This is a genomic window from Burkholderia sp. PR2 (genome assembly GCF_052372875.1).
Taxonomy (GTDB): domain Bacteria; phylum Pseudomonadota; class Gammaproteobacteria; order Burkholderiales; family Burkholderiaceae; genus Burkholderia; species Burkholderia diffusa.
In genome coordinates this window covers 1,474,766-1,487,410 of record NZ_JBQRWH010000001.1, presented here as the reverse complement: position 1 = coordinate 1,487,410, position 12,645 = coordinate 1,474,766, and the positions used below count along the sequence as shown (strand labels likewise).

Annotated in this window: 11 protein-coding genes; 4 read left to right on the top strand and 7 right to left on the bottom strand. The window is 68.6% G+C overall.

Annotated elements, in window-relative coordinates; translation table 11 throughout:
* The 4 genes from ACT2FV_RS06415 to ACT2FV_RS06400 are packed head-to-tail and all read right to left on the bottom strand — an operon-like array spanning nucleotide 1 to nucleotide 3,365.
* A complete protein-coding gene (locus ACT2FV_RS06415; protein ID WP_124628362.1) occupies nucleotides 1-648 on the bottom strand; it encodes an isochorismatase family protein in 648 nt (215 codons plus the stop codon).
* Nucleotides 649-667: 19 nt separating this feature from the next.
* Complete coding sequence (locus ACT2FV_RS06410) at nucleotides 668-1,708, bottom strand: hypothetical protein (RefSeq protein WP_059598778.1); 1,041 nt, start codon at nucleotides 1,706-1,708, stop codon at nucleotides 668-670.
* 47 nt (nucleotides 1,709-1,755) lie between these two features.
* Nucleotides 1,756-2,586 (bottom strand): alpha/beta fold hydrolase, encoded by an 831-nt coding sequence (locus ACT2FV_RS06405; protein WP_444503482.1) that lies wholly within the window; start codon nucleotides 2,584-2,586, stop codon nucleotides 1,756-1,758.
* 26 nt (nucleotides 2,587-2,612) lie between these two features.
* Nucleotides 2,613-3,365, bottom strand: a complete 753-nt coding sequence (locus ACT2FV_RS06400) for a maleate cis-trans isomerase family protein (RefSeq protein ID WP_151051327.1) — start codon at nucleotides 3,363-3,365, stop codon at nucleotides 2,613-2,615.
* Between the two features lie 298 nt (nucleotides 3,366-3,663).
* On the opposite strand from ACT2FV_RS06400, the gene ACT2FV_RS06395 reads away from it, so the two are divergent.
* The 4 genes from ACT2FV_RS06395 (at nucleotide 3,664) to ACT2FV_RS06380 (ending at nucleotide 8,499) form a co-directional block, all read left to right on the top strand.
* Entirely contained in the window at nucleotides 3,664-4,827 is a 1,164-nt protein-coding gene (locus ACT2FV_RS06395) for an FAD-dependent monooxygenase (protein WP_151051329.1), read from the top strand.
* Nucleotides 4,828-5,020: 193 nt separating this feature from the next.
* Nucleotides 5,021-5,527 (top strand): (2Fe-2S)-binding protein, encoded by a 507-nt coding sequence (locus tag ACT2FV_RS06390; protein WP_151051331.1) that lies wholly within the window; start codon nucleotides 5,021-5,023, stop codon nucleotides 5,525-5,527.
* Nucleotides 5,517-7,952, top strand: coding sequence for a c-type cytochrome (locus tag ACT2FV_RS06385; protein WP_444503481.1), 2,436 nt, complete (start codon nucleotides 5,517-5,519; stop codon nucleotides 7,950-7,952). Before ACT2FV_RS06390 ends, ACT2FV_RS06385 begins: the two co-directional genes overlap by 11 nt.
* A 214-nt stretch (nucleotides 7,953-8,166) precedes the next feature.
* Nucleotides 8,167-8,499, top strand: a complete 333-nt coding sequence (locus ACT2FV_RS06380; protein ID WP_059524879.1) for a hypothetical protein — start codon at nucleotides 8,167-8,169, stop codon at nucleotides 8,497-8,499.
* 112 nt (nucleotides 8,500-8,611) lie between these two features.
* Here ACT2FV_RS06380 and mmsB read toward each other — a convergent pair whose 3' ends face one another.
* The 3 genes from mmsB to ACT2FV_RS06365 form a co-directional block, all read right to left on the bottom strand.
* Complete coding sequence (gene mmsB, locus ACT2FV_RS06375; protein WP_174919881.1) at nucleotides 8,612-9,502, bottom strand: 3-hydroxyisobutyrate dehydrogenase; 891 nt, start codon at nucleotides 9,500-9,502, stop codon at nucleotides 8,612-8,614.
* A gap of 64 nt (nucleotides 9,503-9,566) precedes the next feature.
* Nucleotides 9,567-11,093: a CoA-acylating methylmalonate-semialdehyde dehydrogenase gene (locus ACT2FV_RS06370; protein ID WP_124628348.1), complete on the bottom strand. Its 1,527-nt coding sequence runs from the start codon at nucleotides 11,091-11,093 to the stop codon at nucleotides 9,567-9,569.
* A 124-nt stretch (nucleotides 11,094-11,217) separates the two neighbouring features.
* A complete protein-coding gene (locus ACT2FV_RS06365) occupies nucleotides 11,218-12,537 on the bottom strand; it encodes an MFS transporter (RefSeq protein ID WP_226114933.1) in 1,320 nt (439 codons plus the stop codon).
* Nucleotides 12,538-12,645: the final 108 nt, after the last annotated feature.

The following is a 12,645-nucleotide window of genomic DNA, read 5'->3' as shown; positions in this document are numbered from 1 at the left end:
TCAGCGCGCGTGCACGGCATCGATTGCCGCGATCGCATCGTCGAGCGGCATCACGGCCGCGTATTTCTGCTGCATGTCGAACAGGTTCGCGTCGTGCGGCGCGATCGCGCGATCGCCGACGCAATCTGCGAGCACGAGCGGACGGAACCCGTGCGACATCGCGTCGACCACGCTCGCGCGCACGCAACCGCTCGTCACCGCGCCGGCAACGAGCAGCGTTTGTACCGCACGCTGCGCGAGCCAGGGTGCGAGCTGCGTGCCGAAGAACGCCGACGGCACGGTCTTGCGCACGACGAGTTCGCCGGCGGCGGGCGTGAGTTCGGGCACGATCGCGCTGTTCGGATGGTGCTCGGTCAGCGTCGCCATGCCCGGCACCTTCAGCGAGAACACGTTGTCGTCGCTGCCGTCGTCCGCATACACGATGCGGCTGTGCGCGACCGGCCAGCCGCGTTCGCGCGCGAGCGCGAGCGCCCGCGTCGTGCGCGCGATCGCCGGCGCGATGTTGCCGCCGCCGAACGTCGCGGGATCGGCGAAGCCGACCACGAAGTCGACGATCAGCAGCCCTATGTTGCCGTGCGGCGGCAGCGGCGTGCCGAAACCCTGCTGGCGGTAGACGTTCGCTTCGGCGTGGTGGGAAAGATCGGTCATGGTGTCGGGCACTCGTCTGTCAGGCGGGTTGGTCGGTCACGCGGCCTTCGCGCACGACGGTCTCGCCGTCGAGCTCGACCGTGCAGCGGCGCAGCGGGATGTCGATATGGCAGGTCGTCGTGCGGCTGCCGCCGCCTTCGTTGTTCGGGCCGAGCGAGAACAGGAAGTTGCCTTCGAACGCGCGCGCATCCATCCCGATCGTCGCCTCGCGGTCGTACAGGCCGAGCGTCGACCAGCGGGCGCGCGGCTGCAACCCCCAGCCGATGTGCGAGATCGCATAGCCTTCGGGGTCGGCGAAGGTTTCCATGTAGTCGCGCAGCAGGTCGGCGTCGACGCCGCCTTCGATGCGCGTTGCGTAACCACCTTCGACGGTCAGCGCGATCGGCTCGCTCACGTAGTGCTTCTGAGGCAGCAGGATGTCGCCGCGGTCGATCACGATCGTGCCGCGCGCGGTGCGGTCGTTCGGGTAGGTCAGCGCGAAGCCGCTCGGCCAGTGATCCCAGCGGCCCGGCGCGTCGACGAAGCCGTATTCGGCCGTCGGCGGAAACTCGCCGAGCGGGCATACCAGCGCGGTGCCGGCGGCCGACGTCACGCGCATCTCGCGCGCGGCAGCGATTTTTTTCGCAGCGGCGAGCACGCGCGTACGGTCGGCCAGCGTCGGCACCATGCGCACCAGCACCTCGGGCGGCTCGACCGCGAGCAGGATCTTCGTGCCCGCTTTCAGGATGTCGTGCTGTTCGGGCGAGAACAGCAGCGTCATCAGGTCGAGCACGAGGTCGCTCTCGCGCAGCGCGGCGATCGCGGCCTTGTTGCCGGTCAGCGGCGTCGTGCCGAGATACGCGAGCGGGTCCCGGCTGAACGCTTTGTCGCCATTGACGGGCGGCAGGTCGAGCCGGTTGACGATCGCGCCCATCGATTGCGTCGCGATCAGCGCGCACGACAGCGTCTGCGGATGGGTGGCCGCGCTCGTCAGGATCGTGACGGTCTGGCCCGGTTCGAGGCGCGACAGCGTGAGGACCTGCTTCCACGCGTCGATCAGTTGGGTATCGCTGACTGGCATCGTCGGCTCCGGTAAAGGCGTGAAAGAAAGGGGCGGGCGCCGCGCGATCAGGCCGCGAGCGGCGCGCCGAGGAAATCGCCGAACGCCGCGTAGAAGCCCGCCGCGTTGTCCCACGGAATCATGTGGCCCGCGTCGGGCACGCGCATGTGCCGCATCGACGGCGTCGCGCGCTGCAGTTCGGCGACGTCGTCGTCGCGCACCACGTCGCCGCGCTCGGCCGTAATCAGCAGCGACGGCACGGTCAGTCGCGCGGCATCCGCGTGGAAGTCGTCGGTGTGGAAGCCTTCGTATGACGTGCGCACCGCGCGCTCGTCGCAGGTATGCAGCCATTCGGCGCGCAGTTGCAGTTCGGCATCGGTCCAGGTCGGGCAGAACGCGCGCATCCCTTCGGCGTCGGTGCCGGCGCGCGCGAGCGCCATCGAGTCGATGTACCACGGCAGCTTGCCCGGATAGTCGCGGCGGTTCGGGCCCGACACCGGGGGATCGACGAGTACGACCGACTCTAGCCCGCCGATGCCGCGCAGCGCCGCGCGCGCGGCGATCCGCGCGCCCATCGAATGGCCGACGAGGCTCGTACGCGGCAGGCCGAGCGCGGCGACGAGCGCCGCGACGTCGTCGGCCTGCGCGTCGAGGCCGTAGTCGAGCGACGGCGACGCGTCGGACAGCCCGCGGCCGCGCACGTCGAGCACATAGGTGTCGAACGCCGCGCCGAACACGTCGCCGACGAAGCCCCACGTGATCGCGGGGCTCGTGATGCCGGGAATCAGCACGATCGCGGGGCGCGACGCGCGTGCGCCCGTCGCGCCGCCGTAGCGCAGATAGTGCTGGCGGATGCCGTTCGCGCGGACGTTCGCGCCGTACAGGAAAGTCGAGGGCATGGAGAGGCTCCGAAGTGGCGGGATGCTCAGTACGCGCCGGACAGCAGCGCGCCGGCGCCGGGTACGACCGGTTCGAGATCGAGTTCGCGCAGCATCGCGTAGGTCGTCGCGATCGCCGCCGTGATCACGGGCTTGCCCGTCATCGCCTCGACCTTCGCGACCGCCGGCAGCGACGGCATCTGCACGCACGCGGACAGGACGATCGCATCGGCCTCCTGGTACGGCAGCGTCTTCACGATGTCCGGCAGGCGTGCCGGGTCGTGGCGGCCGACTTCGAGGTTGTCGGGAATCTCGAGCGCGCGGTACGCGATCACGTCATAGCCTTCGTTGCGGATGTAGTCGACCACGAGTTCGGTCAGCGGCAGCATGTACGGTGCGACCACCACGATGCGCTTCGCGCCGATCACCTTCAATGCGTCGACGAGCGCGCCTGCGCTCGTCAGCACGGGCGCCTGCGCGCCGTTGTCCGCCGTGTGCTTCGTGAGGCGCGCCTGAGACACGCGGTGATAGCCGTGGCCCATCGCCATGATCGCGACGAGGCACGCGTAGCCGAGCACGTCGACGCGCGCATCGCTCAGCTCCACCGCGCAGCGGTCGGATTCGGCATCCATCGTCGCGAGTTCTTCCTTGACGACCTTCTTCATCCGCATCCGGCTCGAGTGATACGTGAAGCGCTCGGGCCGGATCGCCTCGCGCAACCGCAACATCGCGGGAATCTCGGTTTCCATCGTCGTGTTGGAACTCGGCACGATCTGGCCGATGCGGTAGGTCTTGTTCATGACGGGAGGCTCCGTGTCGGTAAGAGTGGGGCGGCACGCTGGCGCGAGATCGCCTGGTTTCGAGCAAAGTCTAGTGTGTACATTTGAAAATGACAATGGATCAAAAAGATTTCCGTCCGGCCGTCATCGTTGATGAGTGTATGAATTCGTGAATTTATTGGTGTTTTCCCGAATAACTGGATTGCCAAAAACAATCCGCTTGTCCTGAATAAATTGAGTGTGTACGCTACATACACGCCATTCAATCCGCCCGTTCTCGTACCGCGTTCGGCGACGGGCTCACGATCAGGAGATCCGCATGAGCAAACCCCGTATCGCAATCATCGGCGCCGGTCTCGGCGGCACGGCCGCCGCGGCGCTGCTGCAGCGCCGCGGCTACGATGTCGCGCTTTACGAGCAGGCGCCGGCGTTCTCGCGCCTCGGCGCGGGCATTCATCTCGGCCCGAACGTGATGAAGATCATGCGGCGCATCGGCTGCGAGGACGCGCTGGAGAAGATGGGTTCCCATCCGGATTGCTGGTACAGCCGCGACTGGCGGACGGCCGACGTGCTGTCGAAAATTCCGCTCGGCGACTACGCGCGCACGACCTATGGCGCGAGCTACCTGACCGTGCATCGCGGCGATTTCCATGCGTTGATGACGCAGGCGGTGACGCCCGGCACGATCCGCTTCGGCAAGCGGCTCGCGTCGGTGGAGGACACCGGCGACGCGGTGCGCCTGACATTCACCGACGGCAGCGTCGAGACGGCCGACATCGTCATTGGCGCGGACGGCGTGAATTCGCGGATCCGCGAGCATCTGCTTGGCGCGGAACCGCCGCGCTATACAGGCTACGTTGCGCATCGCGCGGTGTTCCCGGCATCGCTGCTCGGCAACAAGCCGTACGACATGTGCGTGAAGTGGTGGTCGGAGGATCGTCACATGATGGTCTACTACGTGACCGAGAAGCGCGACGAGTACTACTACGTGACGGGCGTGCCGCAGGCCGAGTGGCCGGAAGGCGTGTCGATGGTCGACAGCAGCCGCGATGAAATGCGCGAAGCGTTCGCGGGTTTCCATGCCGACATCCAGCATCTGATCGACGTGTCGCCGTCGATCACCAAGTGGCCGCTGCTCGAACGCGACCCGCTTCCGTTGTGGAGCCGAGGCCGTCTCGTGCTGCTCGGCGATGCGTGTCATCCGATGAAGCCGCACATGGCGCAGGGCGCGGCGATGGCGATCGAGGATGCGGCGATGCTCGCGCGCTGTCTCGACGAAGTCGGCATCGGCGATCACGCAGGCGCGTTCGCGCTGTACGAGGCGAATCGCGCGGCACGCGCGTCGAAGGTGCAGCTCGTGTCGCACAACAACACGTGGCTGCGCACGAACGAGGATCCGTCGTGGGTGTTCGGCTACGACGTGTTCGACGTGCCGCTCGTGTCGCCGTCGCCGTCGCGTGGCAACGTGGCGGCCGTCGCCTGACACGCGCCGTGTCCGAGCCGGATGCCACGCCGCCGTATCGTCGATCGATGCGGCGATACGCGCGCATTTCGGCGTGTTATACCTGAGCGCTGTGCGCGACGCCGGCCATCGCGAGCCGGCGGCCGTGCCCGCCGCCGGCCCCAGGCATCGGCCCACCGGTCTTCCGGCCCGCGCCCCCATTCCGGACCCATTCATGTCCCATCCCGCTTCCCCGTCGCGGCCGCTCGCTTTTCGCGTGAACGGCATGCCGCACATGTTCGACGCAGCCGCGCCCGACGCGCCGCTGCTGCTGATCCTGCGCAACGACTGCGCGCTCAACGGCCCGAAGTACGGCTGCGGATTCGGGCAGTGCGGCGCGTGCACGGTGCTGGTCGACGGGCAGGCCACACGCGCGTGCGTCGTGCCGGCCGCCGCCGCGCACGGGCGCGACGTGACGACGCTCGAAGGGCTCGGTGCGCGCGAGGCGCCGCATCCGATCCAGCGCGCCTTCATCGACGAGCAGGCCGCACAGTGCGGCTATTGCCTCAACGGGATGATCATGAGCACGAAAGCGTTGCTCGACCGCAATCCGTCGCCGGACGATGCAGCGATCCGCGATGCGCTGCGCTTCAATCTTTGCCGCTGCGGCACGCACCTGGAGATCATCCGCGCGGTGCATCGGGCCGCGCGCTATCTGCGGGACGACGGCGATGAAGCATGACCCGAGCGTGCTCGCGCAGCCCGAAACCGATGCAGGCGATGTGCGATGCGATGAAGTGGCGGCCGGTTCGGCGCGGCGTGCGGACGACGCGGCGCGCATGCATCGAGCGCGTTACGAGTGGCCGATCGGCGATGCGCGCGCGCAGGCGTCGTTCGATGTCGAAACACGGACCGCCGCCGACGGCAGGATGACGACGTGGCGCTATCGCGCGCAGGCCGGCACGGTGGCGGACGCGCGGCGCGCGACGGCGGAGGGCGGGGCGTCGACGCCATCGTCGCCGTTCGTCTATCGACATGCGCAGACGTCGATCGAGATGGCCGACACCCACCACACGATTCCCGGCCACGCGCACGCATTCGCGCGCGAATCGTTCGTCGACGAGCTGGCCGGTGCGCTGAAGCGCGATCCGGTCGCATTGCGTCTGCAGCATCTCGATGCGTCGCGCGATGCAGGGCCGCGCGAGATTATCCGGATGGTCAGCGAACGCGCCGCGTGGGGCGAACCGGCGACGGCGCGCATGCCTGACCGCTTGAGCGGACGCGGCTTCGCGTTCGACGGTGCGGGTGCGTCCGATGCGTTGTCCGCGGACGAAAACCCGCAAGCCGATGCGGGCGGTGACAACGCTCCCCACTGGTCCGCGTGGGTCGTCGATCTCGACGTCGATCGCGCGACGGGCGACGTCGCGGTGCGCCGCGTCGTCGCCGGGCAGGGCGCGGGCGAACCCGGGCAGGCGTCGATGGCGGGCGTGCCCGCATGGCAGATCGAGGCGGCGATTTCGCGCGTGATGGGCGCGCGGCTGTCCGCACGGCCGGCGCATGACGAGACCGGCGGCGATGTCGCGCCGGATGCGATCGCGCATGAACTCGTCGCGTTCGACGACGCCGCACCGGGCGCGGATCGCATCCGGTCGCTGTCGGCATACGATGCGCAACGGATCGAGCAGGCCGCTGCGCCGGCGGCGGCTGCGATCGCGAACGCGCTGCATGACGCGACGGGCGTGCGTTTTCGCGCGCCGCCGTTCGATGCGGCGCGCATTCGCGAGGCGCTGGCCCGGCCGGTGCCGGTCGATTCAGGTGAGAGCCATTCCGGCACGCCGCGTCGTGCGTCATCGCGCTGGCGCCGCTGGCTGGCCGGTGGCGGCGCGGGCGGGGTGGTCGGCGGGCTGATCGGGCTCGCGTGCGCGATCCTGCCGGGCCCGGCGCCGATTGCGCCGATTGCGACGGGCGGTGCGGACGGCGCGATGTGGAGCGCGGCGACGCTCGAACGCGGCCGCCTGATTGCGCTCGCCGGCGATTGCGCGGTCTGTCATACCGCGCCCGGCGGGGCGCCCAACGCGGGTGGTCTCGCGCTCGACACGCCGTTCGGCACGATCTACACGACCAACATCACGCCCGATCTGGAAACCGGTATCGGCGCATGGTCGTATCCGGCGTTCGCGCGTGCGATGCGCGAAGGCATCGGCCGCGACGGATCGCATCTGTATCCGGCATTTCCGTACACCGCGTTCGCGAAGCTGAGCGAGCCCGACCTGCTCGCGCTCTATGCCTATCTGATGTCGCAGCCGCCGGTGACGCATGCACCGCCGAAGACGAAGCTGCCGTTCCCGCTCGACCAGCGGCGCCTCGTCGCCGGATGGAACTGGTTGTTTCACGATGCGCGGCCGTTCGCACCGGACCCGGCGCGCTCCGCGACGTGGAATCGCGGCAAGTATCTGGTCGACGGCGCCGGGCACTGCGGCGCGTGCCACACGCCGCGCAACGCGCTCGGCGCGGAACAGGGCGGGCGCGCGTACCTGGCCGGCGGCGAGGCCGAGGGATGGGTCGCGCCGCCGCTCATCGCGTCGCCTGCGTCGCCGGTGCCGTGGACCGAAGGCGCGCTGTTCGACTACCTCCGCACTGGTTTCTCCGCCCAGCACGGCGTCGCGGCCGGGCCGATGGCGCCGGTCGTCGCGGGGCTCGCGGCGCTGCCCGAATCGGACGTTCGGGCGATCGCGCATTATCTGACGTCGCTGTCACCGCCCGTCGATGCGGCCATGGCGGCCGACGCGGCGACCCGCCGTGCGCACGGTGCGGAAGCCGTCGCGACGCTCGGCCTCGAGAGCGGCCGGCGTGCGTTCGATGCCGCGTGCGCGGTGTGTCACGCGGAATCGGGCGGGGTCGGGCATTTGGGCGTGCGTCCGCTGATGGGGCTCAACACGAGCGTCAGCCAGGCGGCGCCCGACAACCTGCTGCGTGTGCTGCACGACGGGATCGACCATCCGGCCACCGACGCGCTCGGCTACATGCCGGGCTTCCGCGACGCGTTCGACGACCGGCAGATGGCCGAGCTCGCCGCATATATCCGCGCGCGCTACGCGCCCGGTCAACCGGCGTGGCAAAACCTGGAGGAGGCCTCGGCGAGAATCCGGCAGGCGCGCTCGCACTAACCGGCGCACGTGAAGAAGGCGCACGGCGGCCGGGAAAAGCGACTCACGGGGCAACGCCAGGCGCGACGCCGCCCGTAAATCTTGCCTGGATCACCTATCGTTTAACCATTCGAAACAATGTGTTCACCGAAAAGGGCATGATCTCCGGCAATCGGGCAGGCATACTGTCGCCTATGTTGCTCAATGCCGTCGAATCGACGTGCGCTTGCCTCCCATGTCCATCCCTGTACCTTTTCGATCCCTGCGAGGGTTGACCATCGCGGCCGCTGCATGCTTGCTCGCCGCGTGTTCGACCGCTTCCGACGTGACCACGACGTCGAACCCGAACGTCTTCACCGTGACGACGCGCACGCTCGGCGTGTCGACGACGTGGGCCGACGCCCATGAAAAAGCCGTCAACGAAGCGACCAACTATTGCACGCAGCGCGGCATGCGCGCGAGCCTGAAGCAGGAGTCCGTGACCGGCGGCCGCCGCGTCGACGCGCGCTCGGAACTCGCGTTCGAGTGCCATCCGACCTTCGAGACGGCGTCGAACCCGCGCGGATAAACGCTGCGTCGCCCGTGCGGCCGCGGCCTGCGTGCCTGCGCTGCTCCGGAAGTGAATCGACCCGCGATGCCGTTGATGGGCATCGCGGGTCGGCGCACGTCCGTCGGCCGCGTTACGCGGGGTGCGCTTCGTACAGCTTCACGCAAGCGGAGAAGTCGAGCGTGCCGAGCCCCTGCTGGCTCATCGACTGATAAAGCTGCTGCGCGAGCGCGCCCATCCACACCGGCTGCCGTGCGCTGCGCGCGGCTTCGGTCGCGAGCCCGAGATCCTTCAGCATCAGGTTCGCGGCGAAACCGCCCGAGTAGCCGCGCGCGGCGGGCGCCGCGTCGTTCACGCCCGGGTAAGGGTTATATGCGTCCGAGCTCCAGCAGCGGCCGGTCGACGTGTTGATGATGCCGGCCAGCACGGCCGGATCGATGCCGAGCGCGGCGCCGAGCGCCATCGATTCCGACACGCCCATCATCGAGATCCCGAGCAGCAGGTTGTTGCAGATCTTCGCGATCTGCCCGGTGCCGGTGCCGCCGCAGTGCACGACGTTCTTTCCCATGTCGAGCAGTACCGGGCGGATGCGCTCGAACAGCGCGCCTTCCGCGCCGACCATGAAGGTCAGCGTGCCGGCTTGCGCGCCGCCGGTGCCGCCCGACACTGGCGCATCGGCGAGCGGGAAGTCGCGTTGCGCGGCGGCGTCGGCCACTGCGCGCACGGTGCCCGGGTCGATCGTGCTGCAGTCGACGAACGTTGCGCCGGCGCGCGCGCCGGCCAGGACGCCGTCGTCGCCGAGATAAACCGCGCGCACGTGCTGCGCGGCCGGCAGCATCGTGATCACCAGCGACGCGCGGGCGGCCGCCTCACGCGGCGACGCGGCCGCCGTCGCGCCCGCGCGCGTCGCGGCGTCGACTGCGTTCGCGTCGAGGTCGAACACCGTCAGGGCGTGTCCGGCCTTGAGCAGGTTGGCGGCCATGGGGCCGCCCATGTTGCCGAGTCCGATGAATGCAATTTCCATGTACAGGCTCCAGTGTCGACCGGACTTGGCGCTTCAGCGCCTAGTCCGGTCCCATGCTTCGCAATCAGCGCAGCGCGATCGTCGTGTTCACGCCGCCGGCCGTCGCGTCGTCGTCGAACCAGCGCGCGGTGACCGTCTTCGTCTGCGTATAGAACTGCACGACCTGCTTGCCGTACGGGCCGAGATCGCCGAGCTTCGAGCCGCGCGAGCCGGTGAAGCTGAAGTAGGGGACCGGCACCGGGATCGGGATGTTGATGCCGACCTGGCCGACGTCGATCTCGCTCTGGAACTTGCGCGCGGCCGCGCCGCTCTGCGTGAAGAGGCCGACGCCGTTGCCCATCGGGTTGCGGTTCACGAGCGCGATCGCTTCGTCGAGCGTGTCGACTTCCATCACGACCACCACCGGCCCGAAGATTTCTTCCGTGTAGATCGACATGTCGGTCGTCACGCCCGAGAAGATCGTCGGGCCGACGAAGTTGCCTTGCTCGTAGCCGGGCACCTTCACGTCGCGGCCGTCGAGCAGCAGCGTCGCGCCTTCCTTCACGCCCGCGTCGATCAGCGACAGGACGCGCGCCTTCGCCGCCTTCGACACGACCGGGCCGACGTCCGTGCCGGCTTCGGCGCCAGCGTTGACCTTCAGCGCCTTCGCCTTCTCGACCAGATCGGGCAGCCAGTCGCGCGCGCGGCCGACCAGCACGACGACCGACGTCGCCATGCAGCGCTGGCCGGCCGCGCCGAAGCCCGCGCCGACCAGCGCGTTGATCGACTGCTCGCGATGCGCATCCGGCAACACGACCGCGTGGTTCTTCGCGCCCATCATCGACTGCACGCGCTTGCCGTGCTGGCTGCCGAGGTTGTACACGTGCGTGCCGACGCGCGTCGAGCCGACGAACGAGATCGCCTTGATGTCCGGGTGCGTGCAGAGGCGATCGACCACCGTCTTGCCGCCGTGCACGACGTTCAGTACACCTTGCGGCACGCCGGCCTCGATCGCGAGCTCGACGAGCTGCATCGTCGACAGCGGATCCTGTTCGGACGGCTTCAGCACGAACGTGTTGCCGCACACGATCGCCATCGGGAACATCCACAGCGGGATCATGCCGGGGAAGTTGAACGGCGTAATGCCCGCGCACACGCCGATCGGCTGGCGCAGCGTGTAGGTATCGACGCCGCCCGCGACGTTCTCCGCGAATTCGCCTTGCTGCAGCGTGCCGATCGAGCATGCGTGCTCGACCACTTCGAGGCCGCGGAAGATGTCGCCCTGCGCATCGGGCAGCGTCTTGCCCTGCTCGGCCGTCAGCGTGTGCGCGATCCGTTCGAGATTGCGGCGCACCAGATCCTGGAACTTCAGCATGATGCGCAGCCGCGCGCCGATCGGCGTCGTCTTCCAGGTCTGGAAAGCGCGCTGCGCGGACGCGATCGCGGCATCGACCTCGTCGAGCGTCGCGTACGGCACGCGGCCGATCACTTCCTGCGTCGCGGGGTTGACGATGTCGCCCCATTCGGCGCTTTGCGAATCGACGAACGCGCCGTCGATCAGCAGCTTGGCGGTGGGCAGGGCGAGGGTGGTCTGGGGAACTGCGGCGTTCATGGAACTCTCCGGAAAACGATGGTGCGACGAAAAAGAGGTGGCTTGCGTCCGTCGCGCGTGCAGCCACGACGAACGGCAAGTCGAATGGAAACCGGGTAAAGACGGGCCGGCGTATGTCGATGCGTCAGGGACGTGCCGGCCGCATCAGCGCGGTACACACGAGCGCGAACACACCGAAGCCGACGAGGTACGCGATCACGTAGTGCGGCTGGCCGCCGCCGGCCTTGAGCAGCGACGTCGCGATCATCGGCGCGAAGCCGCCCCCGATCACGCCGGCGAGCTGCACCGACAGCGAGATGCCGCTGTAGCGGATCTCCGCGGGGAACTGCTGCGCGAACAGCAGCGACTCCGGTGCATAAAGAATCGGGAACACGACGCCGAGGCCGAGCACGATCGCCCACCATGCGTACGACGTCTGCTGCGTGCCGAGCATCATGAAGAACGGTGCCGCGAACGCGCACATCAGCACGAGGCCGATCGCGAACATCCGGCGCTGGCCGATGCGGTCGCTGAGATGCCCGCACAGCGGCATCGTGACGAGCGACAGCGCCGCGCCGGCCGTGATCGCGTGCAGCATTTCGGCCTTCGGCAGATGCAACTGCTGCGTTGCATAGGCGAGCGCGAACGTGACGACCATGTAGAACCACGTGTTCTCGGCGGCGCGCGCGCCGACGATCGTCAGCACCTCGCGCGGATGGCGACGCAGCGCGGCCGTCACCGGCGACTTCTCGGCCTTGCCCTGGCGCTGCATCTTCTCGAAGTCCGGCGACTCGGGCACCTTCGCGCGGATGAACCAGCCGAGGCCGACGAGCGCGATGCTCGCGAGGAACGGCACGCGCCAGCCCCACGACAGCATGTCGGCTTCCGGCAGCGCGGCCACCGCGGCCATCGCGACCGACGAGAGGATCAGCCCGAGTCCGACGCCCGTTTGCGGCAGGCTGCCGAACAGCCCCTTGCGACCCTTCGGCGCGTGTTCGACGGCCATCAGCACCGCGCCGCCCCATTCGCCGCCGACCGCCATCCCCTGCAGGAAGCGCATCGCGATCAGCAAGGCGGCGGCCCAGTAGCCGATGCGGTCGTACGACGGGATCAGCCCGATGATCATGCTCGGCACGCCCATCAGCAGCAGCGTGATCATGAGCATCGACTTGCGGCCGATGCGGTCGCCGAAGTGGCCGAATACGATGCCGCCCATCGGCCGCCCGATGAAGCCGACCGCGAACGTGCCGAACGCGGCGAGCGTGCCGACGACGGGGTCCAGCGACGGGAAGAAGATGCGGTTGAACACCAGCGCGGCGGCGGTGCCGTAGAGGAAGAAGTCGTACCACTCGATCGTGGTGCCGGCCATGCTGGCCCAGCCGGCCAGCAGGTAGTGCCTCGCGGTGCGGGCGGGGGCCGGCGTCGCGACGGCTGCATGCTCATCGAGGGTGGATCGTGTCTGCATGGTGTCTCCGTATTTTTTGCCCGCGGCTCATGGTCCGCAGGTCACGGTCGAGTATAGTTATGCGCAGATCCACAATGTACCGACAAGAAAACCGGTTGGATGTGCATT

Coding starts and splice junctions, on each gene's coding strand:
- ACT2FV_RS06395 (WP_151051329.1), top strand. CDS start 3,664: ATGAGCAAACCCCGTATCGCAATCATCGGCGCCGGTCTCGGCGGCACG.
- ACT2FV_RS06400 (WP_151051327.1), bottom strand. CDS start 3,365: ATGAACAAGACCTACCGCATCGGCCAGATCGTGCCGAGTTCCAACACG.
- ACT2FV_RS06415 (WP_124628362.1), bottom strand. CDS start 648: ATGACCGATCTTTCCCACCACGCCGAAGCGAACGTCTACCGCCAGCAG.
- ACT2FV_RS06380 (WP_059524879.1), top strand. CDS start 8,167: ATGTCCATCCCTGTACCTTTTCGATCCCTGCGAGGGTTGACCATCGCG.
- mmsB (WP_174919881.1), bottom strand. CDS start 9,502: ATGGAAATTGCATTCATCGGACTCGGCAACATGGGCGGCCCCATGGCC.
- ACT2FV_RS06365 (WP_226114933.1), bottom strand. CDS start 12,537: ATGCAGACACGATCCACCCTCGATGAGCATGCAGCCGTCGCGACGCCG.
- ACT2FV_RS06410 (WP_059598778.1), bottom strand. CDS start 1,708: ATGCCAGTCAGCGATACCCAACTGATCGACGCGTGGAAGCAGGTCCTC.
- ACT2FV_RS06390 (WP_151051331.1), top strand. CDS start 5,021: ATGTCCCATCCCGCTTCCCCGTCGCGGCCGCTCGCTTTTCGCGTGAAC.
- ACT2FV_RS06370 (WP_124628348.1), bottom strand. CDS start 11,093: ATGAACGCCGCAGTTCCCCAGACCACCCTCGCCCTGCCCACCGCCAAG.
- ACT2FV_RS06385 (WP_444503481.1), top strand. CDS start 5,517: ATGAAGCATGACCCGAGCGTGCTCGCGCAGCCCGAAACCGATGCAGGC.
- ACT2FV_RS06405 (WP_444503482.1), bottom strand. CDS start 2,586: ATGCCCTCGACTTTCCTGTACGGCGCGAACGTCCGCGCGAACGGCATC.